Genomic DNA, 24975 nt, shown 5'->3' with positions numbered 1-24975 from the left:
TCCTGGCCTTGGCCCACCATCGCGGCCCGGCCCGGTGGTCGACTGCAGAACGGGAGCACACGTTGGCGTAGGCCGTGTGTTCCCGTCGCCGGACCTGCCGGGAGCGTCCGCGACCGGCAGCCACCGTCGCGGTCCGGCGCGGGCCCCACTTCACACCTTCCGGCAGCGGATCCGCACGCGTCCCCGGGCTCCCGATCGCGGTTGAAGGACCGGCGCTTTGGCGGGTCGGGCGTCTGCGTGACAAGGTCGGACGTCACGAAGACGGCCGGTGTCGAAAGGGACTTCATGGACGGGCAGATCTGGGACGCGCTGGTCGACTCGGTGAAGAACGCATGCACCGCGGGCCTGGAACAGGGCGCTGCGCCCCGGCCGGTCATCATGCCGCTTGTGGGCGGCGAACTGGTCGGAATGGTCTGGGCACGCCCGTTCACGACGAGCGAGGACGCCCTCACCGGCATCGCGCAACTGTCCACCATCGCGGCCGCGGCCGGCGCGGACGAGATCGTGCTCGCCTGGGAGACCGCCGACGTTGCCACCGCCTGCGGCCTGCCCGCCGCCGGCCCGGTTCCCTGCCTGAACCTGGTCCAGGCCGGCCGCGGTGGACACGTGCTGCACCAGTTCCCCTACACCGAGAACGTCGTGGCCCGCGGCCCCGACGGCACGGCCTCGGTGGTCCCCGAGTGGTTGCCGGCCCCCGCGCCCCAGCCCGGCGGCGAACTGGTGGCGCCTGTCCAGGCCGCCGTCTCGTACTCCTTCATTCCTCTGGAGTTGGACCACCCGAACCCCTTCGGCGTCACCGTCGTCCTCATGGAGGAGGACGGCTACAAGGTGCGACTGGCCGAGACATTCGGCCGATGATGCCGACAGCCACAAGATCCCCAACGGCTGACGAGCCGGGCAACGCCCTGCGTCGGACCTGTGCGGAGCATGAGGGGTCGACGGTTCGCGCGGGGCACTGCCGACGCTGACGACAGTTTCGAAGCCGCCCGACAGCGAATCGCGCGGTCGATGCCCGCTGGAGCCGCAGCTGAGATGCGCTACATCGGCCGGCCGATCCGCCCACCGGGTCCTACGAGCACAGCAGTGCGCTGCGACGGCCACGCGAGTCGGGCAGAAGTGCTTATGGCTCACCCCAGTTCACGAGCAGGTACGAGCCAGGCCCTGGGCGGCGGTGTCCGGGGACGGGCCGGCGGTGCCGCGGGGGGCGCTGATCTGGAACCTGTCGATCCATAAGATGCCCAATATGTGATCTTTTGAAAGTTACCTCAGGGTATGGCGTGACTTCTCATGTGGGTATCAGTAGAACCCGTCTCACTCTATGGAGAGTGAGGAGCCGCGCATGAACGACGATTCCCCACGTGGGAGGCGCCTGCGAGGCGTATCCCGTCGAAGATTCATCACTGGAACCGGTTCTCTTCTCGGGTCGGCCGCGCTCGCCGGGCAGGTAGTCCCGGCCCACGCCGCCACCACAGCCGCAACCGCGGTGATCGAACCGGGCGCGCACGTTCCCGTCCTCGTGATCGGCACCGGATACGGCGGCTCCGTGGCCGCTCTGCGCCTGGCCCAGGCGGGTGTCGACGTCCACATGATCGAGATGGGCATGGCCTGGGACACTCCCGGGTCGGACGGCAAGATCTTCGCCAACACGACGAGTCCCGACTACCGGTCCTTCTGGCTGCGCACCAGGACGAAACAGCCGCTCAGCAACTTCCTCGGCTTCCCCATCGACAAGGACGTCCCGCGCTACACCGGAGTGCTGGACGCCGAGGAGATGGGCGGCATCATCGTCTACCAGGGCCGGGGCGTCGGTGGCGGTTCACTGGTCAACGGAGGCATGGCGGTCACTCCCAGGCGGGAGAACTTCGGCGCCGTCCTGCCGTCGGTCGACGCCGACGAGATGTACTCCGTCTACTACCCGCGCGCCAACGCGGGTCTCGGCGTCGCCACGGTCGACCCGACGTGGTTCGAGACCGCCGCCTGCTACCAGTACGCGCGGGTCGGCCGTAAGCACGCCCAGCGTTCGGGCTTCCCGTTCGTCTTCGTGCCCGACGTGTACGACTGGGACTACATGGAGCAGGAGGCCGCCGGGACCGTACCCAAGTCCGCGCTCGCGGGCGAGATCCTCTATGGCAACAACTATGGCAAGAAGTCCCTGCAGAAGACCTACCTCGCCCAGGCGAAGGCGACCGGACGGGTCTCCATCTCCCCCCTGCACAAGGTCACTTCGGTCGCCCCGGCAACAGCAGGCGGCTACACGGTCGTCATCGACCGACTCGACACCAGCGGCAACACCACCGCGACCAAGACCGTCACCGCGGACCGGGTGTTCTTCGCGGCCGGCAGCGTCGGCACCAGCAAGCTCCTGGTCAAGCTCAAGGCGACCGGCGCGCTGCCGGGCCTCAACAGCGAGGTGGGCAAGGGCTGGGGCGACAACGGCAATGTGATGTGCGGCCGCGCCAACCACCTGTGGGACCCCACCGGCGCCCTTCAGTCGTCCATCCCGTGCTCCGGCATCGACAACTGGGCCGCGGGCGGCGCGTTCGCCGAGGTGGCCCCACTGCCCACCGGCATCGAGACCTACGCCTCGTTCTACCTGTCGATCACCAAGAACCCCAACCGTGCCCAGTTCTCGTGGAACGCGACGGCGGGAACGGTCGACCTCAACTGGCAGACCGCCTGGAAGCAGCCGTCCATCGACATGGCCAAGACGATCTTCGACAAGATCAACGCCAAGGAGGGGACGATCTACCGCACCGACCTCTTCGGCGCCTACAAGATCTGGGGCGACCACCTCACGTACCACCCCCTCGGTGGCGCCGTGCTCAACAAGGCGACGGACAACTACGGCCGCCTGCACGGACATCCGGGCCTGTACGTCATCGACGGCGCCCTCGTCCCGGGCAACACCAGCGTCAATCCGTTCGTCACCATCACGGCACTCGCCGAACGAAACATAGAAGCGATCATCGCCGCGGACCTGTAGCGGTGACCCGAGCACGTGCTGTCCGGAACTGAACGGACCCCGTCCCGAGAGAGGGAGGAGAGGGGGAACGAGCGAGGAACGACAGGGGACTGAGCAAGGAACGAAACCAGGGCCGCCCGGACTCGCCGGACGGCCCCGGACCGGCTCAGTGCCCCGGCAGCACACACATGGCGTCGAGCCCCAGCACACGGTTGAGCCGCCCGAACGCCAGCCACGAGCCGAGGCTCATGGTCAGTTCCACGATCTCGGTCTGGCTGTAGTGCGCGGTCATCCGGTCCCAGAACTCATCGTCGAGGCCGTGGTGATCCAGGGCGTACCTCTCCGCGTACTCGGCGGCCAGGCGGGTGCGCTCGTCGAAGGCGTCGGTCGTACGCCACTCGGCCACCGCGTCGGCGAACTCCTCCTCGACCTTCTGCCCGTCCCGCTCGGTCCGCCAGTCGAGGCAGAAGAGACAGCCGTTGATCTGCGCGATCCGGAGCCGCGCCGCCTCGAACTCGCGCAGTCCCAGGGTCGTATGGGCGTAGACGGACAGCGAGAAGTTCGCGGCGGCGAGCCCGATGCCGGGGACCATGTCGCCCCACACGTACTCGATCGGGTTCTTGCCTTCGGGGATGTCGACGTTCATCCGGGACTCCTTCGTGTTCGCCCCCGGCCCCGGCCGGCGACAGGAGGCGCGTCCTCGTGGTGTCGGAGGGATACGGAAGGGGGCGTCGGCGTCACTTCCCGCCGAGCCTTCCCACCGCCGGCCGCAGCGGGACGTCGAGCGCGTCGTACAGTCCGGGCTCCGCGTCCACGAGCCAGTCGATCGCGCCGACCAGTCGGCCGACCGCGGTGGCGTTCCCGCCCGCCGACCGGTTCTCGCCCTCGTCGGTCGCCTCGACGGTGACCTCGATGCGAGGACGGCCCTCGATGATCACTCGGTGCGCCCCGTCGCCGCTGGGTGGTGACGGCCAATCCGGGGCGCAGGACGGGTGGATCCGGGTGATGTGCTCGATGACGAGGCGGGGTTCCCCCTTCACGAAGCCCTGCACCTCGAACCGCACGGCGCCCTGGGTGCCTGCGTCGAACTCGCCCATGGTCCGGGTGCTCACCGTCGCGTCGAGCGGGCGGCGCTGCAAGGTCTCGCGGATCTCGTCGAGTTCGACACCGAGGGCCCTGGCCATCAGTCGGATCTGCCCGCCCCACACCATGGTCGGGATCGACGGGGCGAGCATCAGCGGCTCGTAGTCCATCGGCTGGCCCATCCCGACCAGATACCTCACCGACTCCTCCTGCTCGTACGTGGAGTAGTCGAAGATCTCCTGGCAGCGGACGGCGTCGACGACCGTGCCCAGGCCGCTCATCAGCAGGGGCAGTACGTCATTGCCCCAGCCCGGGTCGACGCCGGACACGAACAACGACCCTCCGCCGTCGGCTATCGCGGCGAGCACCGGGTCCCGGAACTCGGGCGGGGCGTTGCGCTGGTCGTAGAGCGGGTACAGCGCCGGAGTGACGACCACGGCACCCGCCCGGATCGCGGCGCCGATGTCGGCCAGCGCCTCGTCGGGCCGGATGTCGCCCGACGCCGCGTACACCACCGCCCTGGGGCCCTCGTTCAGCACGGCGTCGATGTCGTCGGTCGCCGAGATGCCCAGGCCCCTACCGAGAGCGCCGAGTTCGCCCGCGTCGCGCCCGACCTTCTCGGGGTTGTGGACGAGCACGGCCGCGAGATCGAGCGCCGGATGCGCCTCGACCGCACGGATCGCCGCACGGCCGACGTTGCCGGTACCCCAGACCACCGTGGAAATCATACGCGGGAGCGTAATCTGACGAGCCGTCAGTTTCCATACCCTTGCACCGACCTCCACGGCGTGCTTCGTGACCATGAACGAAAGCCATTCGCTGCACCCGCCCGACGCCGTCTTCCCCGTACGGCACCTTGACACAGGGGAGGCCCGTCGTTCATCGCCGCGGCTGCACAGACGGCACAGCTGGTGCCCGGCCGGCCGTATTCGGTCGTGGCAGCACGGGAGAGCGGCCCCACCTCCGGGACGGCGCTGCTGGACGCGGTTCGTTGAGAGCCTGGCACCGACGTCGCGGCGGTGATCACGGAGCAGCTCCGCGAGGTCGTCGAGCGGCTCGTCGGCGCCGGTCAGTGGCAGCTGGGGGAACGGTCCTGGTCGTGCTGGAGGCCGGATACGACGTCCCTCGAATAGCCCGCCTGCCGGCGGGGCTGCCGGTCGAGATCCTCGGCCGTCCTCGTTCTGACTGCGTGATGCACAAGCCGACACCGCCGCGAATCCACGACTCCAAGGGCGGTCGGCCGCCCAAGCACGGCGGCGAGTTCGTCTCCCGAACCTCGCCGCAGCACCTGACCCTCCACCCCACCTCATCACCAAGAAGCCGACGATGTTGGATAGCTCCATGGTGAGACCAAAGAAGGGGAAGAAGCGGCCTTCCTTCGGCATGCCGACGGGCATCATTCTGCTGGCGGCGCCGGAGGGCTGGCGCCACAGCGTCCTCACTTCGGAAGGCGGAATGCTGTGCGGACGCCTCGACGTGCCCCTCAACACCGACCCCCACGACGCGCAGATCGCTGCGGCCGCCATGGTGGTGCGACTCGGGCGCGAATTCCATGAAACGGATGTCGAAGTGACTTGGGATCCACCCAGGGAACCGTGCTCCTGGACTGCCCAAGTCACACCCGTCATCGATGACGAGACCACCCCACCAGGCGCCTGAAGCGCTGCCCCGCCTTTGGTCAGCCGCCGATGGACACCAGGGCGGTGGCCACGGTAGTGGCGAATGGGGAGAAGAGAACAAGGGGCGTGATCGGGTTTCTCACCACGTTGACGGGGAGTTGTTCCTCCAACCGCGGCCTGGACGCGATCAGCTCCTCATTGAGGACTCTCGAATTCGGTAGACGGCAGTGCCCGCTCCACGAGTACCAACGCCCACGTCCGCCGGGCCAGCACCAGGGGAGCATAACCGTGGCCTGGACCGCAGCGAGCCGCTAGAGCCCAGAACGAAGACCGGCGGGTGCGGACGCTGAGTGCGGTCCGGCGCAACGTGCGAAGGAAGCGCGGGACCACAGACCTGTACCCCCGGGTGTGGTGCCGTCCATGGACAGCATTGCTTTCGGCGACGCTCAGACTCTCAAAGGGTATTTCGGCCCACCGGGCGCTGTAGGTTCCGTGGCGGCGGTGTCACGACGGGCAGCTGCTCCCGGCGCCGGACAGCGCTGAAATTCGTGGCACAGTCTGCCCGTGTCCAACGACGTCGCTTGCCCCGTCTTCCGCACGCCCGATCGCGCTGCAGCGTTGCGTGTCGCCTACCAGATGGTGGCCTTCGGCGCCCAGCCCTAGTCCGAGGTGTCGGTAGAGGCCGAGGTGCCCACCTTGGCCGAGGTCAGGCGGGTGCGCGATGCCCTGCCCGAGTCCTGGTTCACGTGCTGGACCAGCTGCCTGCCTAACTGATCGTTTCGCAATGCCGTCCTACGCAGGTGCTGGAGGCCCATGGGACAATCCCTTCAGTCACGGGCCCAGGGGGATGAGGCCGTATGGAACGGGTTGGGGCTGCGCGAGACCTCGTGCTCGGTTACGTCCGGGCTCTGAACGCGATTGACGAGGCCATGAGGATGGCGATTCCCTCGCTTGAGCGGCTGGTGGACGTCGTCGGCCTGGTCCGTTCGCGCCGGATCAGTCGCAGTGGTCACATCGGCAGCTACTTCTACAAGGTCCATGGGGCAGGGTGCCGCTTCGTCAGCGACAACGGCATTGAAGTCGATGTGGACTTCGCAGTCGACGGAAGAGAAGTCTTCGACCTGTGGCGGCTGCGCGGGTATGGGCTGAGTCTGCCGGAGCTTCTTGACGTCACGGAGCAGGAGATGTGGTCCGCAGTGCAGTCGCTGCAACCGCCTTTGAACGAGGTGCGGCCGGGGTGGTTCAGCGTAGCCAAGTGATCGTCTCAGGGTGAGGTTTCGGAGACGGCGAAGGCATCTGAGGCCGCAGGCCGGTTCGAGCAGGCCCCGGTGGAGATCTGCGCGTCGTTCGTAGCGGGTGGGGAGCCGTTTGAACTGGTGCAGCCAGGCGAAGGCGTGCTCGACCACCCAGCACACTCTGCCCACTCCGGAGCAGTGGGCGACGCCGCGTCGGGCGGTCATGGGTTTGATGCCGCGCTTCCACAGCAGGCGGCGGTGGCGTCCAGCAGGGGCAGGGGCAGGGGCAGGGGCAGGGGCAGGGTGACGTCGTGCCGGTTGCCGCCGGTGCGTGACGGCGAGCGGGGTCCCGTGACGGTCGATGATCAGGTGGTGCTTGGAGCCGAGGCGGGCACGGTCGACGGGCGAGCGTGGTCACCCTTGCAGCGATCCGGCTCTGGCTTCGTTTGTGAAGCTCAGCGCGGGAGTCGAGTCACGGTGCCGGAGCCAGCGGCACGCCCGCGCTGACGGAATGCGAAAGGCTGGGCTTCCTCCAGGGCAACGGGTTCTTCGAGGGCGACTGTCACTTCGGCCCCGTGAAGGGGCCGCACCACATCCACCCCGTGAAGCGTGACAGTGCCCCACACTGCGGCGCTGCGGGTGTGGAAGCGAAGGCGATCGCCGGACACTACGTCCGCGCCGCCCTGTTCCTCGGACAGCAGGATGATGTCCGCAGCGAAGCGGGCGTGGGCGCTGATCGAGCCGGGTGCCGCAAGCACGTGGCCCCGTTCAACGGCAACCGCTGCTATGCCCCGCAGCAGCACCCCCACATTCCTGTCCGCACCGGCCTCGTCGATACGTACGTGACTCGCGTCGATGTCCGCCACACGGGCGGTCGCGCCGCCCCTCAGGCCGACGATCTCCACCTCGTCACCCTTGCGTACCCGCCCACGCTCGATCCGGCCCGTCAGCATGACCATCCTGCCCTGTTGCAGGCAAAAGACATCCTCGACAGACATCAAGAATGGCATCTCCACCGCATTCACCACTGACTGACCTATAGATCCACCCACGGTTCTCCGTGGCCCCTACGTGACTGCACACGCAGCGACTACCACGGGCTGAGGGGTGCAACGCGTACTACCCGTACAGCCGAGGGGCTGCGACGCAGCCAGACTGCAACCTACCGGACACGCTCTAGCCGGGCAGGCGGCCCAGCACAGCACGGAACCTCTCCCGCCCCGCCGTGACGCTCGCGTTCCACAGGCCTGAAGCGTCACCGCTCAGCGAGATGGACTGGAGCCGTTGTTCCTCGGCGAGAAGGCTGGCACCCACCACATTCTGGTCCAGCATCCCCATCGAGGTGAGCGCCGCATGGCCGCAGGACACCGCGTCATCAGCGCTTCCCGAGCCGTGGGCTAGCAGGGCATACCGCAGGCAGAGGACAGCGAAGAAGGCGTAGGTGTCGGCGACATCAGTGATCCCCTCCTCGTCCGGCTGTAGCTCCGGGAACCGCTCCACCACGCGCACGCGCTCGGCGGCGTCGGCGAGCGGCCGGTCGGCATGCCAGAGATCGCGCACGGACTCCGCATAGAAGTCCAAGTCTGCTTCCCGCCCCGGCGCGCCCGCCCGCAGGCCCACGAACAGTGGCGCCATGCGTTCGGTGCAGGCGGAGACATACAGGCGAATTGCCTCGCCGTCACCGTCACGAAGCGCCTCCGCGACGGCCTCATCGACCAACGTCTTCACGTCCCACCCTTATCCCGTTCGAGCAGATCGACAGGTTACACAGCGGGCTTTCGGCCACAACTTGACGAGTGAGGACCCTGAGGTGTCTGCAGCGCCTCGCCGTTCTGCACGCCGGGCTCGTCCAAGCCGCCGTCAGCAGCGGCCGCCTGGAGGTGCGGCGTGCCGTCGAGGTCGGCCACCGCTGGCTGTGTTCGATACCGCAGACCTGCTTGAGCGCCACGACACCCGCTCGGCCTTCTTCCCTGAGCTGTGCGGCGCTGGCCGAAGGCTGCCAAAGGCAGCACTTGGAGATCGTGGCGGCGGCGGAGCAGCGCGGCGAGAGCTGGAGTAGTTCAGGCTCTCCGTTCGGCACCCGCCGGGACGGCAGCTTGGTGCCGTCGGCTGGTCGACAGCCTCTACGGCCTGCACATTGCCCCATCTGCCCCGGCAACGCTGACGTGCGTGGGGCGAGGCTGACCGGTGCAAGGCGGACGAAAAGACCGTTAGGTCAGAGGTCCACGACCATTCGAGCAGCTCTGTGAGAGGCCCGGCTACCTGGGTGTGTGGCTTGGGTATCGCCAGTACCCGGCGGATGCCGGGTACTGGCGTTTCGACAGCTGTCAGAGGCCGTCGGTGGTGACGTTGTTGTGCCATACCCAGTAGCCGGTGAGTGTGCCGGCGCTGATGCGGAGCATGTTGCGGCCGTTGATGACGGCGCGCTGGTCGAAGGGGGCGTTGGAGGTGTGGTCCCACTGGACTGTCTTGGTGGTGCCGACGGCGCCGTCGGTGCCGTATTTGTAGACGTCGACGGGGGTGTTGGCGGGGAAGGTGAGGGTGCGGGCGGGGAGGTAGGTCTTGGTCCACCACTGGCCGCGCAGGAAGGCGGTGGTGTAGTTTTCGCCGACCCACCAGCCGGCATAGGCGCCGGCGCTGATGCGGTAGTAGACGCCGCGGCCGTGGATGCGGCGCCGCATGGTGGCGGGGGCGGAGGTGTCGCGGGTGAAGGTGACCTGCTGGGTGGCGGTCTGGGCGTCGTCCTTGGCGGGGTCGTAGGCGCCGGTGGCGGTGGTGGCGTACTGGTAGAAGGTGTAGGTGCCGGCGGCGAAGGCGACGGTGCCGCCGCTGGGCAGGTCGGTGGAGACCAGGCCGGGGTAGGGGTAGTCGTCCAGTAGCTGGTCCATGTCGCGGGCGAAGGAGTAGTGGCCGGAGAACCACTGCAGCTGCATGAACAGGTCGAGGTGATGGTGGTGGTAGGAGAGCGGGGCGATGCGGTGGGTGTTGCAGTAGAAGGAGAGCCAGCGGGTGTTGCGCAGCCGCGGGTAGTAGTTGGCGATCGTGGTCAGGCCGCCGTCCCACAGCTTGAGCGCGAGTTCGTTGTGGGTGTGCTGGTAGTAGTCCCACACACCGAACAGGGCGAAGATCATGCCGTTGAAGGTGTAGTCCGACGTGCCCGGCGCGTCGATGGGGTATTCCTGGATCCAGAAATAGCCCGCGCTGTCCTTGTTGACCACCCACGGTTTGGCGTCGTCGGCGCGCAGCAGTGAGGCGAACGCGCCGTCGGCCGCGGCCAGGTACTGGGTGCGTTCTTCCTCGGTGACGTCGGCGTCGGGGAGCTGGGCGAGCTGGATGAACAGGGATATCGCCTCGCCCTGGGCCATGCCGGAGTACCAGGGAGCGGTGTAGACGAGCCCGCCGTGCTCGTTGTGGGTGTAGTTGAAGGGGTAGGGGAAGTACCACGCGCCGCGGGTCTCGACCCGCCGGTCGATCTGGCGCTGGGCGTGAGCCTTGGCACGGGTGAGGAACCACGTGTCACCGGTGGTGCGGTAGGAGGCGAGGCAGCCCAGGCCGTACTGGATCTGCGTGACGGGTTGGTCGTAGAGCTTGCCGTCGCCGTTGATGAAGACGTCGGGGTCGTTGTAGAACATGCGGACGCCCTGGGCGTCTACGTAGGCGCCGGTGTCGCCCTTGGCGACCGGCCGGTTGCGCCACGGGCGCAGCTCCTCGGGCACATCGACGATGGTGTAGCCGGCGGTGGCGAACTCGAACGGAAGCGTGGTGGGCACGTCGTCCGCGGCCGTCTGCGGGTCGACGGTGCCACCGGTGTAGGGGATCCGTCTGTTCGGGGGCGTGATCGTGCCGCTGGTGATCTGCTCCGGCGCGGGACCCAGCGTGGTTGTCGGTGCAGGGGTGCGCGGCAGGCTGAGCACCTGGGACATGGGGATCCCAGGGGACGGATTCGGCGTGGGGGCGGCGAGGATGTCGGCAGACGCGGCCGTTGCGCTGCCTCCTACGGCGAGCGCGCCGAGCGCGCTGCCGCCGGTGAGGCGTATGAACTGGCGGCGGCCGACGTCGGTGCGTCGTTGATCTGACACGTACAACTCCCATGAGAGAAGGGGGGATTACCGAAGGCGCGGGGAGCTCCGGGGCCGCCGCGGGGGCGCTGGGGTGCAGCGCCGGCGGCCCCGGAGAGATCGAGGACTTGCCTACCAGCCGTTGCCGATCTGCTGGCGGGTGCTGAAAGCGGTGGCGGTGCGGGGGTAGACCCACAGGATGCGGGTGGTGTCGTCTCGGACGATGACGTCGGGGTTGCCGTCGCTGTTGTAGTCGCCGATGCCGGCGAAGGTGTACGGGTTCCAGCCGGTGCCGAGTTGGCTGCGGGCGCCGAAGCCGTTGCTGCCGTTGCCGGGGTAGAGCCACAGGATGCCGGTGGCGTCGTCTCGGACGATGACGTCGGGGTAGGTGTCGGCGTTGAGGTCGGCGACGCCGGCGAAGGTGTAGGGGTTCCAGCCGGTACCGATCTGTACGGCCGTTCCCAGGTTGGCGCCCGTGCCGGTGCCGGGAAACAGGTTCAGGCTGCCGTCGGGGTGACGGCCGATCAGGTCGGCTTTGCCGTCACGGTTGAAGTCGGCGACGCCGGCGAAGGTATAGCCGTTCCAGCCGCTGGGGAAGTTGCTGACCGGAGTGAGCAGGTCTTGCCCGACGTCGCCGGGGAACAGGCGCAGGGTGCCGCCGGGGGCCATGGCGACGGTGTCGGGGTAGGTGTCGTTGTTGAAGTCGCCGATTCCGGCGAAGGTGTAGGTGGAAAGGCCGGAGCCGATGTATGTGGCGGCGCTGGACCAGCCGCCGTTGCCGTTGGCGGGGTAGAGCCACAGGCTGCCGGTGGCATCGGTGGCGACCAGGTCGGGGTTGCCGTCGCGGTTGTAGTCGGCGACGTCGGCGAAGCTGTAGGGGGCCTTGGCCAGGGTGATGTTGGCCATGGTGCCGACCTGGGTGGCGGTGAGTACGGCCCCGTTCCAGACCTGTACGTCGGAGATGTTGCCCTTGAAGTACGAGGCGCGTGCGTCGTTGTTGAGGCTGTTGCCCAGGGTGAACTTGCCGGTGAAGCCGGAGATGGCGGTGTGGGAGCCGCGGGCCACCGGGCGGTCGTCCATGTACAGCGTGGTGGCCTTGGTCGCCGGGTCGTAGGTGGCGGTCAGGTGGGTCCACTGGCCGATGATGGCGCTGCCGCCGGCTGTGCAGTCGTAGCCGCGTGTGGCGTCCCCGGTGGCCAGGCAGAACGCCCATTCCCGGTTGGACTGGGGATAGAGGAGGAACCCGGAGTTGTGCACGCCGTCCTGGGAGGCGATGACCCCGCCCACAGCTGTCGGCTTGACCCATGCCGACACGGTGAGGGGACTCGACAGTGACAGCGCTGCGTTCGAAGTCATCGCGCCGGTGGTGGTGCCGTTCAGGGCCAGGTTGGGGGAGAAGACGTCGTCGTCGGTGTCCCAGGTGGCGCCGACGCCACTGCCGGTGAGGTTCAGCCCGGCGGAGGTGTCGGCGGCGCTGGCCGCGCTGCCCTCTGTGTCGTCGCCGAGCGGCCAGGCGTGGCCTGGGGCGACCAGGGTTTGCGCCGTCTGCGCGGTCAGGGTCCCAGCGGCCGCGTTGAAGATCCGCGCGGTGCTCGCGCCGTTGGAAGAGACGGTCCGCAGGTCCGGGGTGCCGTCATCATTGAGGTCGGCGGCCTGCAGGACCGGCAGGGCTGCGGAGCTGTAGCCGCTGCTGGCGACCAGCAACGGGGCCACCTGGCTGCCGCCCGCGAGGTCCTTTAGTTGTTGCGGGGTGTAGTAGTACAGCGCGCCGGTGCTGTTGTGGCGGGCGAACAGTGCGGGCAGCCCGTCGATGAGGCTGCTGGTGATGCTCCAGCCGGTCCAGTCGCCGGTGCCGGTGGGGTTGGTGCCGCTCAGCTGTACCGCGTTGTCAACGCCGCCGAAGGCTCCGGGGGCGGGGTTGCCGGGCTCGTCCAACAGCTGTCCGCCCACGATCAGGAGCAGGTCAGGGTAGCCGGTAAGGTCCTCCCCGTTGACGGTGTGGTACAGGTTGCCCCCGCTGGCGATGCTGGTGGCCTTGTTGCCGACGGCACCGGTAATGCCACTGCCATCGGTGAAGACAGTGCCGTTGACCGCGATGCTGTCGCCGCTGGTGGGGTGCAGTGTTGAGCCGTCACCACTACCGAACACGACGACGCCGCGGCCCGTCGTGGGGTTGTAGTCCAAGACGTCGTTGAAGCCGGCTCCGCTGTTGAAGTGGCCGGTGATGGTCTGGGTGCCGTTCCAGTCCGCCGGTGAACCTGCGGAATTGACTCCGGTGCCCTGGACGCCCAAGTTGGTGGCGCTGGTGGTGAGCTGTCCGTCGGCCGTGCCGTGGGCCAGCCACAGCCCGCTGGACAAACCTGCCTGCGCGCCTACCGCGGTGAGGTCGGGGGTGCCGTCGCCGGTCAGGTCGCCGTCGATGGCGGTGGCCGCGGGGGCGGCGATGAGAATGCAGTCTGCGGTGTCGCCGATGTTGCCGCCGACCGAGACCGCCGTGACGGTCAGCACGTTGGTGCCCCTGGTGGGGGTGATGCTGACGGCTGTGCTGGATCCGGTGCTGACCAGGGAGACCGGGGTGGTGCCGTTGAGCTGGTAGAGGTAGCTGGCGGTGGTCCCGCCGGCGGCGTTGGGCGCCACGGTGAAACCGGCAGGGACGCCGACCTGGTAGGAGGCCGGGCTGGCGTCGTCACCGCACTCGTATGCGGAGGCGTCGGCGATGGTCGGAGCGCCGGGCCGGCTGGCATCGAACTGGAACTTGCAGGTCGCCGAGACGGTGGAGGCGTAGGTGCCGTCCGAGGAGGTGACGTTCCACGTCACGCCCAGCGGCGCGCCGCCCGCCGCGGCCTCCAGCACAGACTTCTTCAGGATATAGACGGCGTTCTTCCCCGATGCCGCGGACACGGTGGGCTTGGCGATCTGCGCGCCACCGCTCGTCTTGGTGATGTTGAAGGTGTTGGACAGCGTGCCGCCGTCGGGGTCGGAGACCTTCGCATAGAGGGTCACGTCGCCATCGCCGATGGTCTTGACGGTGCTCGTGCAGGTGGTAGCCGGCGATGTGACCAGCACCGAAGGCTTGTTGGGCCGGTGGTCGTAAGTGGTGGACATCGAGAGGGTGGCGTGGTCGAACTTTTTCCAGCTGTACTTGTTCGACGGATCGTCGTCGGGGGCCTGCAGACCCAGCGTCAGGCTGCTCAAACTGCCGTCGTCGGCGACATCTTGCATGTGGGAGGTGATGTCGAAGCCGAGGGACTGCGCGGGGCAGGAAGGGTCGTAGCCGTAGGCCACGGTTTTCGAGCCCCACTGAGTAGTCCGGGCCGGCTTGTTGGCCCAGGTCGTGCTGGAGCTGATCGGGCCGGTCCGCCACAGCTGTACCTCGGTCGCGGTGCACGAGGGAGCGTAGGTTTCCGTGGCGTAGAAGTGGGAGTCGATGACGGTGGCTCCGAAGAGCCGACTGTCCACCGTGAACTTCGCGTACGCCCGTGAGTCGTGGTAGGGGGTCTGCCAGCCCTGGTAGCCCACGTGCATGCCGGTGGAGCTGGTGTCCTTCCAGAAGCTGGTGTTGGGGGCGGCGGAGTTGACCCAGGTCCAGCTGCTCACCGTGCCGCCCGCGGCACTGTAGGTGGGGTCGATGTAGACGGGATATACCGTGGAGGAGGCAGACAGCAGGCCCGCGTCGGGGATAAGCCGGATGTTCCCCGAGGCGTAGGAGGCGGCGACCGGCGCGATGTGCGCACCCGCGGCCGGCTCATCGGTGTCCGAGGCTGTCGACCTGCTGGCAGACAGCGAGCTCGGGCTCGCCGCCTTGGTCGTGGCGGAGTCCCACATTGTCGGGGCCGGCGCGGAGAACACCGTGCGATGCGTGGTGTCCCGGGCTGCGATGTTGCCCGCCTTGTCCACGGCGAGCGTCACGTTCTTGGTTTGGGTGGGAAAGACCAGTGTGTCCAGGGCCGGGTCGGCGGCCGCTTCGGCGTTCTTGACGACGAGGACCTCGGAAAAGCCGCCCTGGGCATCGGCGGTGACCTTCAGGTCGACCCCGTCCAGCACATTGGGGTAGGTCGCGCTGGAACCGTCCAGAGTCGGGGCGGGCAGCGGGCCGAGCGAGGCCGGCGTCGTCAGCGAGAGAGATCGGCTGTGGTCCTTCATCACCGCAAGCGGACCGTCCCCGCCCCCGGACAGGATCAGGCCCGTGGTAGTGAGCGCCGGGGTGACAGTGCCGCCGGAGCGCTGGACCAGCGTGGCATCCAGCTTCTTCCAGGAGCCGGAAACGTACTTGCGTACCGGTGCGACCGACTGGGTCAGAGTGAAGGTGCCGTCCGGATTAGCCACTTTCGACTCTGTCGGCGTGGTGGCGGCTGCCACAGTCACCGCCTTGCCGGTGGACTGCGCTTTTCTCGAGGCCCGTGCCTCGTCCAGCGGCAACTTCGGCGAAGTTGCCTCAGATATTGCATCGGCGTGGGCGGACGTCGCCACGCCAGACAGCGACAGCGTGCTGAGCGCGGCAACCAGTGCCGTACTCAGCACGCTTCTGCGCAGGGTGGATCTCACCTTCAGGTACCCCCCAGGTCTGTTCGAACATGATCAGTTATGTCGATCGGCGCTCCAGTGGACAGGCTTTTGGGCGCCTGTGGCAGAGCCGATTGATAGCGAGATGCCTGGCATGTCCGAGACGAGCAGCAAGCTTTACAATTCCTTGGCTTCTGATTGTGAAGATTTGTCGGAATCGATCACTGTCCGGTGGCTCCCCCGCTCTGCGATAGTCGCCCGCGCAGCCGCATCTTGATCAAGGTGTGGAGCGCCGTCGTGCCTGCATACGGGGCAAGTGGGGGGATGGATCATGTCCAGGACAGCTTGGCTGAGACACAACGTGCGTCGTATCGGCGCTCGGCAGCGGATCGTCGGCGCCATGGTGGTGGCGCTGGCCGCGCCGACCGCGGTCCCCGCAGCCGCTGACACCCAGGCCCGAGCCGGCGCACCTGCGGTGCAGCAGACTCCGTCGGTGAAGGACGTCACGACACTCATCCCGCGCAAACTGAAGGTCAAAGACCAGACCAAGCAGACCTTCCGCCCGGCGAAGGCCACCTGGCCCGCCGCACTGACCGGCACCGCCACGCTGGCCGCCCCGCCTACCGGCGCGAAACAAGGGGCGAAGTCATCGGCCCCTGGAACACCTGTATGGGCCCGCACGGTGAGCCCGGCCAAGGGCTCCTACCAGGGACCCAACGGCGTCTCGGTGCGCGTGCTGCCCCACCAGGACGCCACCAAGCTCGGAGTGAGCGGAGTCGTCCTCGCCGCCCAGCCGGCCACCGGCGGCAGCGGGAAAGTACAACTGGGCCTGGACTACAGCGCCTTCGCACAGGCCTACGGCGGCAACTACGCCGACCGCATGCACCTGGTCAAACTCCCCGCCTGCGCCCTGACCACCCCGCAGAGAGCCGCCTGCCGCACCCAGACCCCCCTTGCCACCGACCAGGACCCCGCGGCCCACGAACTGACCACCACCCTGACCCTGCAGGGATCCCCGCCACAGGCACCCCCCTCAAAGGCTTCAGCATCCGCTGACACGGCTGCCGTCCCGGCCTCGTACAGCGCCTCCCCGACGTCGGGCACCGCCAGCAGCGGCGAGCTGATGGTGCTGGCCGCGACCGCATCCAGCACCACGCAAGACGGCGCGGCCGGCAGTTACGACGCGACCGCCCTGGCACCGTCCGGGTCGTGGACAGGTGGCAACTCGTCGGGCTCGTTCACCTACAACTACCCCATCACCCTGGCGCCCTCTTCCGGATTGCTGAAGCCCTCAGTGGGCTTGGCCTACGACTCGGGCTCGGTCGACGGACAGACCTCCTCCACCCAGGCCCAGTCCTCCTGGGTGGGCGACGGCTGGGCCACACCCGACTCCTCCATCGAGCAGAGCTTCACCTCCTGTTCAGACTCGCCTGAAGGCAGCGCCTCGCCGGTCTCCAGCGGGGACAAGTGCTATGACGGGCCGATCCTGAGCCTGGCACTGGGCGGATCGTCCACCGCCCTGGTGAAGAACGACAGCGACGGAACGTGGAAGCTGGCCCAGGACAACGGCTCGACCGTCAAGCACGTCACCAACGCGAACAACGGGTCCGGTACCTACAACACCGACTACTGGATCGTCACCGACCGGGCCGGCACCCAGTACTACTTCGGCCGCAATCAGCTGCCCGGCTGGGCCTCCGGCAAGGCCACGACCAAGTCGGTGGACACTGCCCCGGTGTACTCCGCGCACTCCGGCGACCCCTGCTACAGCTCGTCCGGGTTCAGCGCCTCGGTGTGCACCATGGCCTACAAGTGGCACCTGGACTACGTCGTCGACACCCACGCCAACGCGATGGCGTACTACTACGCGCAGGACACCAACTACTACGGCGAGGAAAATGGCGCCCACAACGTCTCCTACGTCCGGGACTCCCACCTGTCCCGGATCGACTACGGCTTCCGCGACGGCGGCGCCTACGGCACCGTCCCCGACCAGGTTGTCTTCACCACTGCCGCGCGCTGCACCCTGACCACGTGCGACCCGCTCTCGGCGAGCACCGCCGCCAGCCAGTACCCGGACGTACCCTTCGACTTCGTGTGCGCCTCGGGGGCAACCTGCGCCGCGCACTCACCCTCGTTCTTCTCCACCGTCCGCCTTGCCTCGATCAAGGTCCAGCAGTACAGCGTCGCAGCTGCCAAGTACCAGGCCATCGACACCTACACCCTGCACCAGAGCGAGCCCGCCACCGGCGACGGCACCTCACCCACACTCTGGTTGGCCTCGATTACCCGCGAAGGCAACGACACCACCGCTGGAGGCTCCAGCGCCCCGATCACACTCCCGGATGTCAAATTTGCCGGGGTAGACCTGAAAAACCGGGTCGACACCTCCAACTTCCCCGGCCTGTACCGCTACCGCATCTCCGGCATCACCAACGAGCTGGGCGGTCTGACCACCGTCAGCTACGATCTGCCGGACGCCTGCACCGCCAGCTACGTGGCCAGTGCGGATCCCAAGACCAACACCAAGTCCTGCTACCCGGTGTCCTGGACACCCAAGGACTACCTCAACCCTGTCACCGACTGGTTCCAGAAGTACGCCGTCACCCAGGTCCTGGAAACCGACAGCACCGGCGGCGCGCTGGCCAAGAAGACGAACTACCTCTACAACGGCGGCGCCGCCTGGCACCACGACGACAACGAAGTCGTCAAAGCCAAGTACCGCACCTGGGGCCAGTTCCGCGGCTACGCAAGCGTGGAAACCCGCAGCGGTGACGGCTCCAACGACCCCCAGACCAAGTCGGTCACCTCCTACTACCGCGGCATGGACGACGACTGGCTGTCCTCGTCCAGCCGCCGCTCGGTGACCGTGACCGACTCCCAGGGCGGCGTGCACACCGACAGCAACCAACTGGCGGGCAACGCCCTGGAGACCACCGCGTACACGGGCGTCGGCGGCAGCGTGGACAACTCCACCGTCACCTCCTACTGGATCTCCGCCGCCACAGCCACCCGCGCCCGCACCGGCATGCCAGCCCTGACCGCCCACGCCACCAACACCGCGGAAACCTGGAGCCGCCAGGCGCTCACCAACGGTGGCACCACGACCTGGCGTGTGACGGAAACCGACAACACCTACGACGCCACCGTCACGGACGACAACTTTGGGCTGCTGACCTACAGCTACACCCATACCGTGCCCGCCGTCGCCGCCTACGACCAGTGCACCGCGATCACCTACGCCAAGGCCAACACGACCGCCAACCTGGTCGGACTGACAGCCGCGCAGGAGACCGACTCGGTCGCCTGCGCCGGATTCAGCCAGAACACCCCGGCCACCGTGCCGAAGACCCTCAACACCCTCACCGCGCCCACCAGCGTCACCCGCCCGGATCAAGTGGTCTCCGCAACGAGGACGCACTACGACGACACCGCCTTCGCCACTGCCTTCCCACAGGTCACCGCGCCCACCAAGGGCGAAATCACCATGACCCGGCAGGCCTCGGGCTACAGCGGAGGTGCGTTCACCTGGCAGACCCAGACCCGCGCCACCTATGACGCCTACGGCCGGCCCGCTGACAGCTACGACGCAGGCGGCAACAAGACCATCGCGGGTTACATCGTGGACAGTGTCGGTCTGACCACCGGCACGACGATCACCAACGCCAAGAACCAGACCGCCAGGACCGCCTCGGATCCCACCCGCGGCCTCATCCTCACCACCACCGACCCCAACGGGATCGCCACCGCCGTCCACTACGACGCGCTCGGACGCACCACCGAGGTGTGGCAGCACAACCGGCTCACCACCGCGGCCGCCGACACCAAGTACACCTACACGGTCTCCCAGACCAGCCAGTCGGGCACCACCACCCAGACGCTGAACGACTCCCTGGGCTACGTCACCTCCTACTCCCTCATCGACTCGCTCGGTCGGGCGCGGCAGACTCAGGCACCGACTCCGCAGGGCGGCCGAATGATCGCCGAGTCGTTTTATGACTCGCACGGCTGGGTGTGGAAGCAGAACAACGCCTACTGGGACCCCGACAGTCTCCCGGCTCTTTCGCCGGCCTCGGCGCAGGACTCCGAGATCCCGAGCCAGGACCGCTTCACCTTTGACGGTCTGGGCCGTGTGGTCGTCGGTAGCTCCGAGCAGTACTCGGTGCTCAAGGAGCAGACCACCACCGTCTATAGCGGGGACGCCACCACGGTCATCCCGCCGACCGGCGGCACGGTCAAGACCACACGCACCGATCCTTTGGGCCGCCCGTCCGAGGTCGACTCCTATAGCACCCGGCCGACGCTGAGCACCCCGCTCAACACCTTCACCGGCCTGTTCTCCATCAGCGGCGGCACCTTCAACGCGATCACCTACGGCTACGACGGGCACAACAAGCAGAACACCGTTACCGCCAAGGGCAGCACCTGGACCACCGTCTTCGACCTGCTCGGCCGCGCCGCATCCAAGACCGACCCGGATGCCGGTAGCACCAGCATGGTCTACGACGCAGCTGGCAACCTCACCCAGACGACGGACGCCCGCGGCAAGAGCGTTTCCTACACCTACGACGTCCTCAACCGCCAGACCGGCAAGTACGCCTCCACGACCGCTGCTCAAGCTCCCGGTGCCAGCGGCAATCAGACCGCAGCCTGGACCTACGACAACGACAACGCCGTCTCCGGCGTCACCAACCCGATCGGCCAAAGAACCACCGCTACCTCCTACAACGCGGGCAACACCTACACCACCCAGCAGCTGGCCTTCAACGCCTTCGGTGAATCACTCGGCCAATCCATCACCATCCCGGCCGTGCACGGCGCACTAGGCGGCAAGACCTACACCTTCCGCCACACCTACAGCCCCGACACCGGCCTGCTCTACACCGACAACTACCCCCTCGGCGGCGGCCTGCCCAACGAAATCGCCACTCACACCTACCACCCCGACCTGGATACGCCTGCCGGACTGTCCACCACCTCCTACGGCTACGCCCAGAACACCACCTACACCGCCTACGGCCAGGTGCTCCAGGAAACCCTGGGCATGGGCACAAACCTGGCCTACCTCACCAATACCTACGACCCGCACACGGGGGCACTCACCGACCAGCTGGTGACGCGCTCAGCCACCCCGGCGAAGGTCGACGAGCAGAACTACACCTACGACCTCACTGGCAACACCACCAAGCAGGTCACCACCCGCATGGGCGCCACAGCAGCCCCTGAGACGCAGTGCTACCAGTACGACGAACTCGACCGGCTCACCCAGGCATGGACCGCCACCGACGACTGCGGCGCGGTCCCCACCACGAGCGCCCACGCCCAGGTCGGCGACCCGCTGACCGGCGGCACGGCGTACTGGACCAGCTGGGACTTCGACGTCCTCGGACAGCGACAGCACCAGGTCGAACACTCCACCGCCGGCGGCAGCGACGCCACCACCAGCTACACCTACGACTACAACGGCAACGGCACCGTCCAGCCGCACGCCCTGGCCTCCACCCAGGCCAGCGGCGCCAGCACCGCGACCACCAGCTACACCTACGACAAGAGCGGCAACACCACCACCCGCAACACCATCGCCTCCGGCAGCCAGACCCTGACCTGGAACAACGCCGGACAACTCACCCAGGTCAGCGGCGGCAAAACCGGAACCACCGGCTACATCTACGACGCCGACGGCAACGTCCTGCTCCAGACCGACCCCACCAGCACCACCCTCTACCTGCCCGGCGAACAGCTCACCCTCACCGGAACCACCACCACCGGCGTCCGCTACCTCCCCCTGCCCGGCGGCGGCACCATCGTCCGCACCGGAACCGGCACCAACTACAAGTTCCAGATCAGCGACCCCCACGGCACCAGCGGCCTGTACCTCGACAACACCGCGCAGACCCCCACCTGGCGCCAGTTCACCCCCTACGGCGGCACCCGCGGCACCACCGTCAGCTGGATCGACAATCGCGGCTTCCTCAACGCCCCCGACAACACCAACACCGGCCTCACCCAACTCGGCGCCCGCCAATACGACCCCACCCTCGGCCGCTTCACCAGCCTCGACCCCCTCTTCGAAACCACCGACGACCAACAACTCGCCGGCTACGCATACGCCGCCAGCAACCCCATCACCAAGAGCGATCCCTCCGGACTCTGCGCGGGTCCCGACTGCCCCACACGCAACTGCCCCTCCTGCCTCAACTCCACGCCAGGCAACAAAGCCAGCACCGACGCAGCGATGCACGACTACATCGGCTCAGGCAGCACCCCCAGCAACAGCAAGACCGTTATTCACCAGATGTATGTTGCCTCGACAACCCCGTCGTCGAACGACGCAAGTCTCGTAGGCAGCCAATACTATGCGTTCGGAAGTAACAAACTCTCATCTACTGCGGGCGGTTACTGGACTCCCCAGACAAATGTCTTCGGTCAACCCGAAACGGTTTGCTATGGCCGCCTCGCCTGCAATCACGCATACGCCTATTATCTCGAGCACCCGGACGACGTAGCGGGGGCAAAAGAAATCGCCGCTACATACTGCATTGCGAATCCGGAATGTGAGAAGGATGCCCGAATTTGGGAACGGACAGTCGAGCTAGGGAACGAGTTCGTCGAGGCTCTGGGTTCCGCCGGCATTAAAATCGGACCTGCCGCATCTAATGTGGTGAAATCGGGCTGCAGCTTTTCGCCCGAAACGCCTGTACTCATGGAGGGAGGTAAGACCAAGCCCATTGGGAAGATCGAGCCCGGTGACAAGGTCGAGGCGGCTGACCCAGAATCAGGCAAACGCGTAGGATCCCGCACGGTCCAGCATGTTTTGATCAATCACGACTACGACCTGCTCGATCTCACGATTCGTGATGAGGGCGGCGAAATAGCCACCCTCCGTACCACCGCCAGCCACCCTTTCTGGGATGACTCCACCCGCACTTGGGTACCCGCTGGCGAGCTCCACCGCGGCGACATACTCAACACCTCCACCGATCACCATGCCTACGTCGTTTCCACGCATCCCACACCCGGTGACGCCAATCGCTGGAACCTCACCGTCAACGACCTCCACACGTACTATGTGCTGGCGGGCGACACTTCGGTACTCGTTCACAACAGTTCGTGGTGCACTGATGCGGAACGCCGCCAGGACGCTGGTGATATCGCCAACGGTCACGCAAACAGCAAGCATGCGGGAGACTTTCCTGGCCTATCGACTGAAGACCTAGGAAAACTCACCAAGGATGTAATGAGGAATCCGTCGCGTACCAAGGATCTGGGAAGTGGACGGAAGGTATTTCTCGGAAAGGACGGCACGACTATCGTGATCCATGATCCGCTGCATCCGGACGGCGGAACTGTCTTCCGTCGAGACCCGACCACGTTGGACGAGTATTGGGATGAACTGAACTGATGTCAGAACATGGTGTCGCGGCGAGCGAACTGCTCGCGGAAGACGAGATTGAACTGCTGCGGCGAGCGCTCCTGGAATGGGGTGGGCCGGCCCGGTGTAGCGATCAGCTCGCCGTCGGAATGGGATTCGCGGGCGCGCAGGAACTCATCGACCAATGCCACAAGCTGCGGGGTGCACTTGGCAAGGATTCACAGCTTGCTCCAGTGGACTGGGCGCGCATACTCTTGGCAGTTGAGATCGTCTTTGTTAGTGATCTTGCGGGTTCTGGCTTCGAATGGTCGACGACCACGGGAATCGGTGACGAGTCGACCATCAGGACACTACGGTCGATTCAGCGGAAGTTGGCCCGGACCGTCCGCCCCTACTACGGGAAGACCCCAAGGGATGACGAAAAGTGAGATGAGGGTCTGGCTGTTCGGGTGAGTTCGTGAGGCCCGCAGCTGCAATATCAGGCCAATTGGATTGGCCAGGTCAGGAGCCTCGCTGAAGGGTTATCAGCTCGGTGCCGGTCTGATCCCGCGATCCGGGTGAGCCGAACTCCGGCATCACCCGGATCGCCGCCTCGCAAGGACTGGCGCAGGATCAGGGGCGTGATTGAGAGGTTCTGCAACGGTGCTTGCCGTGACTGCTGGCCACCTCGGTCGTTGGTGTGGTTATGGGTGGGGACCTTGCTGGTGTCAGGTTGTGGGCGGGTGAACTGGGTTCTCTGCATGAGCGGTTCGTGCACCGGTTCAACCGGGAGGAGCCGCGTCAGTCGGCGCTGGCCTACAGGTGGGGGCTGGTTGCTCCGCTGGAGCGCAAGAACGGCTGGACGCCGGCGGAGGAGGCCGGGCACGCGGGTACCGATCGCATTCACCGGTTGCTGAACCGGATCGAGTGGGACGCCGACGAGGTCCTGGACGACGTACGTGACTATGTCGTCGAACATCTCGGAGACCCGGAGGCCGCCCTGATCGTCGATGACACTGGCTTGTTGAAGAAGGGCGTCCGTTCGGCCGGCGTGCAGCGGCAGTATTCGGGTTCCGCGGGACGCACCGAGAACTGCCAGATCGGCGTGTTCCTCGCCTACGCCTCCGACCGTGGGCACGCTGATAGACCGCCGTCTGTATCTGCCCACGTCACGGACGGACGACCGGGACCGATGCCGTCGGTCCGGCATCGACGACAGGGTCCCCTTTGAGACGAAGGTGGCCATGGCCAGGACGATGGTCCGCCGGGCGATCGCCGACCGGATTCCGTTCAGGTGGGTGACGGCGGACGCCGCTTACGGCTTCAGCAAGGGTTGGCGGTTCGAGCTGGAGCAGGCCGACGTCTTCCACGTCATGGCCACCACCCGGCACGACACAGTCGTCAGCCGCTGGGCACTCGACCACCCCGTCCATGACCTGTTTCCCGGCCTGCCGCGGCAGAAGTGGAATCGCCGTTCCTGCAGCGAAGGAGCTCATGGCCGGCGGATCCGGTGAACGGCTCACCCCGGCTGTGGCCGAACGGCTGCGCGCGGAGATGCCGTTGCTGGCTGGCATGGTTACCTTCTACGAGAACAATCAGCTTGCCGGCCGCTGTCTGGACGGGGCGCCCGAGGATGGCGTGATCCCCCGGGCACCTCCCGCCGACGATGCCTTCGGTGGACGAGAAGGCTCTGGCTGACGCCCAGGCCGCCACCTCAGTGCTGGTGCGCCAGGGCAAGGTCTCCGAACCGGTGGGCGCGATGGTCATCCCCGCCCAGCACGGCGTGCTGTTCGCCGTCGGCGGCCGGGACGGCGAGCTGTACGTCAACGGCCGGACCCTCACCCGGCAGTGGGCCGACGACCTGCGGGCCGAGGTGCCGGACCTGGCCTCGGACGTCACCCGGCTCCAGGCCACGTGCGCGGAGTGGCTGGACGCACCGCCCCAGGACCGCACGCTCGCGCTGGCCGGCGCTTGTACCGACCCGGACTGCCACACCCCGCACTAACCGGTACCGGCCTTGGGACCCACGGGACAGCCAGTTATGGCCCTATTCTCGTATAGCCACCACCATGTGGCGTGTAGCGCTGAGTAACCGCCATAGTCCAGTTTCCCCGGACGGTGGAACACCGGCCTCGACCAGCGCCGCCTGTACCGGCGCTGTGGT

The 24975-nt window shown here is 67.0% G+C and carries 14 protein-coding genes and 3 pseudogenes; 9 read left to right on the top strand and 8 right to left on the bottom strand.

Going from position 1 to position 24975, the window contains the following annotated elements:
• Positions 1–237 precede the first annotated feature (237 nt).
• On the top strand, positions 238–858 hold the full coding sequence (locus OG736_RS02045) for a hypothetical protein (RefSeq protein WP_327180830.1): 621 nt from the start codon (positions 238–240) through the stop codon (positions 856–858).
• Positions 859–1339: 481 nt separating this feature from the next.
• On the top strand, positions 1340–2983 hold the full coding sequence (locus OG736_RS02040; protein WP_327180829.1) for a GMC oxidoreductase: 1644 nt from the start codon (positions 1340–1342) through the stop codon (positions 2981–2983).
• A gap of 145 nt (positions 2984–3128) precedes the next feature.
• On the opposite strand, the gene OG736_RS02035 is transcribed toward OG736_RS02040, so the two are convergent.
• Both OG736_RS02035 and OG736_RS02030 read right to left on the bottom strand, forming a co-directional pair.
• Entirely contained in the window at positions 3129–3608 is a 480-nt protein-coding gene (locus tag OG736_RS02035; protein ID WP_314220776.1) for a carboxymuconolactone decarboxylase family protein, read from the bottom strand.
• Between the two features lie 91 nt (positions 3609–3699).
• On the bottom strand, positions 3700–4773 hold the full coding sequence (locus tag OG736_RS02030; protein ID WP_327180828.1) for an NAD(P)H-dependent amine dehydrogenase family protein: 1074 nt from the start codon (positions 4771–4773) through the stop codon (positions 3700–3702).
• Positions 4774–4950: 177 nt separating this feature from the next.
• On the opposite strand from OG736_RS02030, the pseudogene OG736_RS47210 reads away from it, so the two are divergent.
• The 3 genes and pseudogenes from OG736_RS47210 to OG736_RS02020 form a co-directional block, all read left to right on the top strand.
• Positions 4951–5312, top strand: a pseudogene (locus OG736_RS47210) (transposase); the annotation flags it as partial.
• Positions 5313–5371: 59 nt separating this feature from the next.
• Positions 5372–5704 (top strand): hypothetical protein, encoded by a 333-nt coding sequence (locus tag OG736_RS02025; RefSeq protein ID WP_327180827.1) that lies wholly within the window; start codon positions 5372–5374, stop codon positions 5702–5704.
• Positions 5705–6521: 817 nt separating this feature from the next.
• The gene (locus tag OG736_RS02020; protein WP_327180826.1) at positions 6522–6923 is read left to right on the top strand and encodes a DUF6896 domain-containing protein; all 402 of its coding nucleotides are present in this window, start codon (positions 6522–6524) and stop codon (positions 6921–6923) included.
• 15 nt (positions 6924–6938) lie between these two features.
• Here the strand turns inward: OG736_RS02020 and OG736_RS02015 are convergent.
• From OG736_RS02015 to OG736_RS01995, 5 genes and pseudogenes are all read right to left on the bottom strand, one after another.
• Positions 6939–7307: pseudogene (locus OG736_RS02015) on the bottom strand (IS5/IS1182 family transposase); the annotation flags it as partial.
• A 47-nt stretch (positions 7308–7354) separates the two neighbouring features.
• Positions 7355–7897: an EF-Tu C-terminal domain-related protein gene (locus OG736_RS02010; protein ID WP_327180825.1), complete on the bottom strand. Its 543-nt coding sequence runs from the start codon at positions 7895–7897 to the stop codon at positions 7355–7357.
• A gap of 178 nt (positions 7898–8075) precedes the next feature.
• A complete protein-coding gene (locus tag OG736_RS02005) occupies positions 8076–8627 on the bottom strand; it encodes a hypothetical protein (protein WP_327180824.1) in 552 nt (183 codons plus the stop codon).
• A gap of 599 nt (positions 8628–9226) precedes the next feature.
• Positions 9227–10978: a D-glucuronyl C5-epimerase family protein gene (locus tag OG736_RS02000; RefSeq protein WP_327180823.1), complete on the bottom strand. Its 1752-nt coding sequence runs from the start codon at positions 10976–10978 to the stop codon at positions 9227–9229.
• Positions 10979–11089: 111 nt separating this feature from the next.
• The gene (locus OG736_RS01995) at positions 11090–15283 is read right to left on the bottom strand and encodes an FG-GAP-like repeat-containing protein (RefSeq protein ID WP_327180822.1); all 4194 of its coding nucleotides are present in this window, start codon (positions 15281–15283) and stop codon (positions 11090–11092) included.
• A 538-nt stretch (positions 15284–15821) separates the two neighbouring features.
• On the opposite strand from OG736_RS01995, the gene OG736_RS01990 reads away from it, so the two are divergent.
• Positions 15822–22862: a polymorphic toxin-type HINT domain-containing protein gene (locus OG736_RS01990; protein WP_327180821.1), complete on the top strand. Its 7041-nt coding sequence runs from the start codon at positions 15822–15824 to the stop codon at positions 22860–22862.
• A 2-nt stretch (positions 22863–22864) separates the two neighbouring features.
• On the opposite strand, the gene OG736_RS01985 is transcribed toward OG736_RS01990, so the two are convergent.
• Positions 22865–23023 carry a hypothetical protein gene (locus OG736_RS01985; protein ID WP_327180820.1) on the bottom strand — a complete coding sequence of 53 codons (159 nt, stop codon included), beginning with the start codon at positions 23021–23023 and terminating at the stop codon, positions 22865–22867.
• A 494-nt stretch (positions 23024–23517) separates the two neighbouring features.
• Between OG736_RS01985 and OG736_RS01980 the strand changes: the two are divergent.
• The 3 genes and pseudogenes from OG736_RS01980 to OG736_RS01970 all read left to right on the top strand — a co-directional run.
• Positions 23518–24319: pseudogene (locus OG736_RS01980) on the top strand (IS701 family transposase); the annotation flags it as partial.
• A complete protein-coding gene (locus OG736_RS01975) occupies positions 24306–24509 on the top strand; it encodes a hypothetical protein (protein ID WP_327180819.1) in 204 nt (67 codons plus the stop codon). The pseudogene OG736_RS01980 and the gene OG736_RS01975, both read left to right, overlap by 14 nt.
• The gene (locus OG736_RS01970) at positions 24487–24816 is read left to right on the top strand and encodes a hypothetical protein (protein ID WP_327180818.1); all 330 of its coding nucleotides are present in this window, start codon (positions 24487–24489) and stop codon (positions 24814–24816) included. The genes OG736_RS01975 and OG736_RS01970 overlap by 23 nt, the downstream gene beginning before the upstream one ends.
• Positions 24817–24975 lie beyond the last annotated feature (159 nt).

It is taken from the genome of Streptomyces sp. NBC_01334, assembly GCF_035983595.1.
GTDB classification, from domain to species: Bacteria; Actinomycetota; Actinomycetes; order Streptomycetales; family Streptomycetaceae; genus Streptomyces; species Streptomyces coriariae.
Note: the sequence above shows the minus strand (reverse complement) of the source record. Positions and strands in the feature narration are given on the sequence as shown.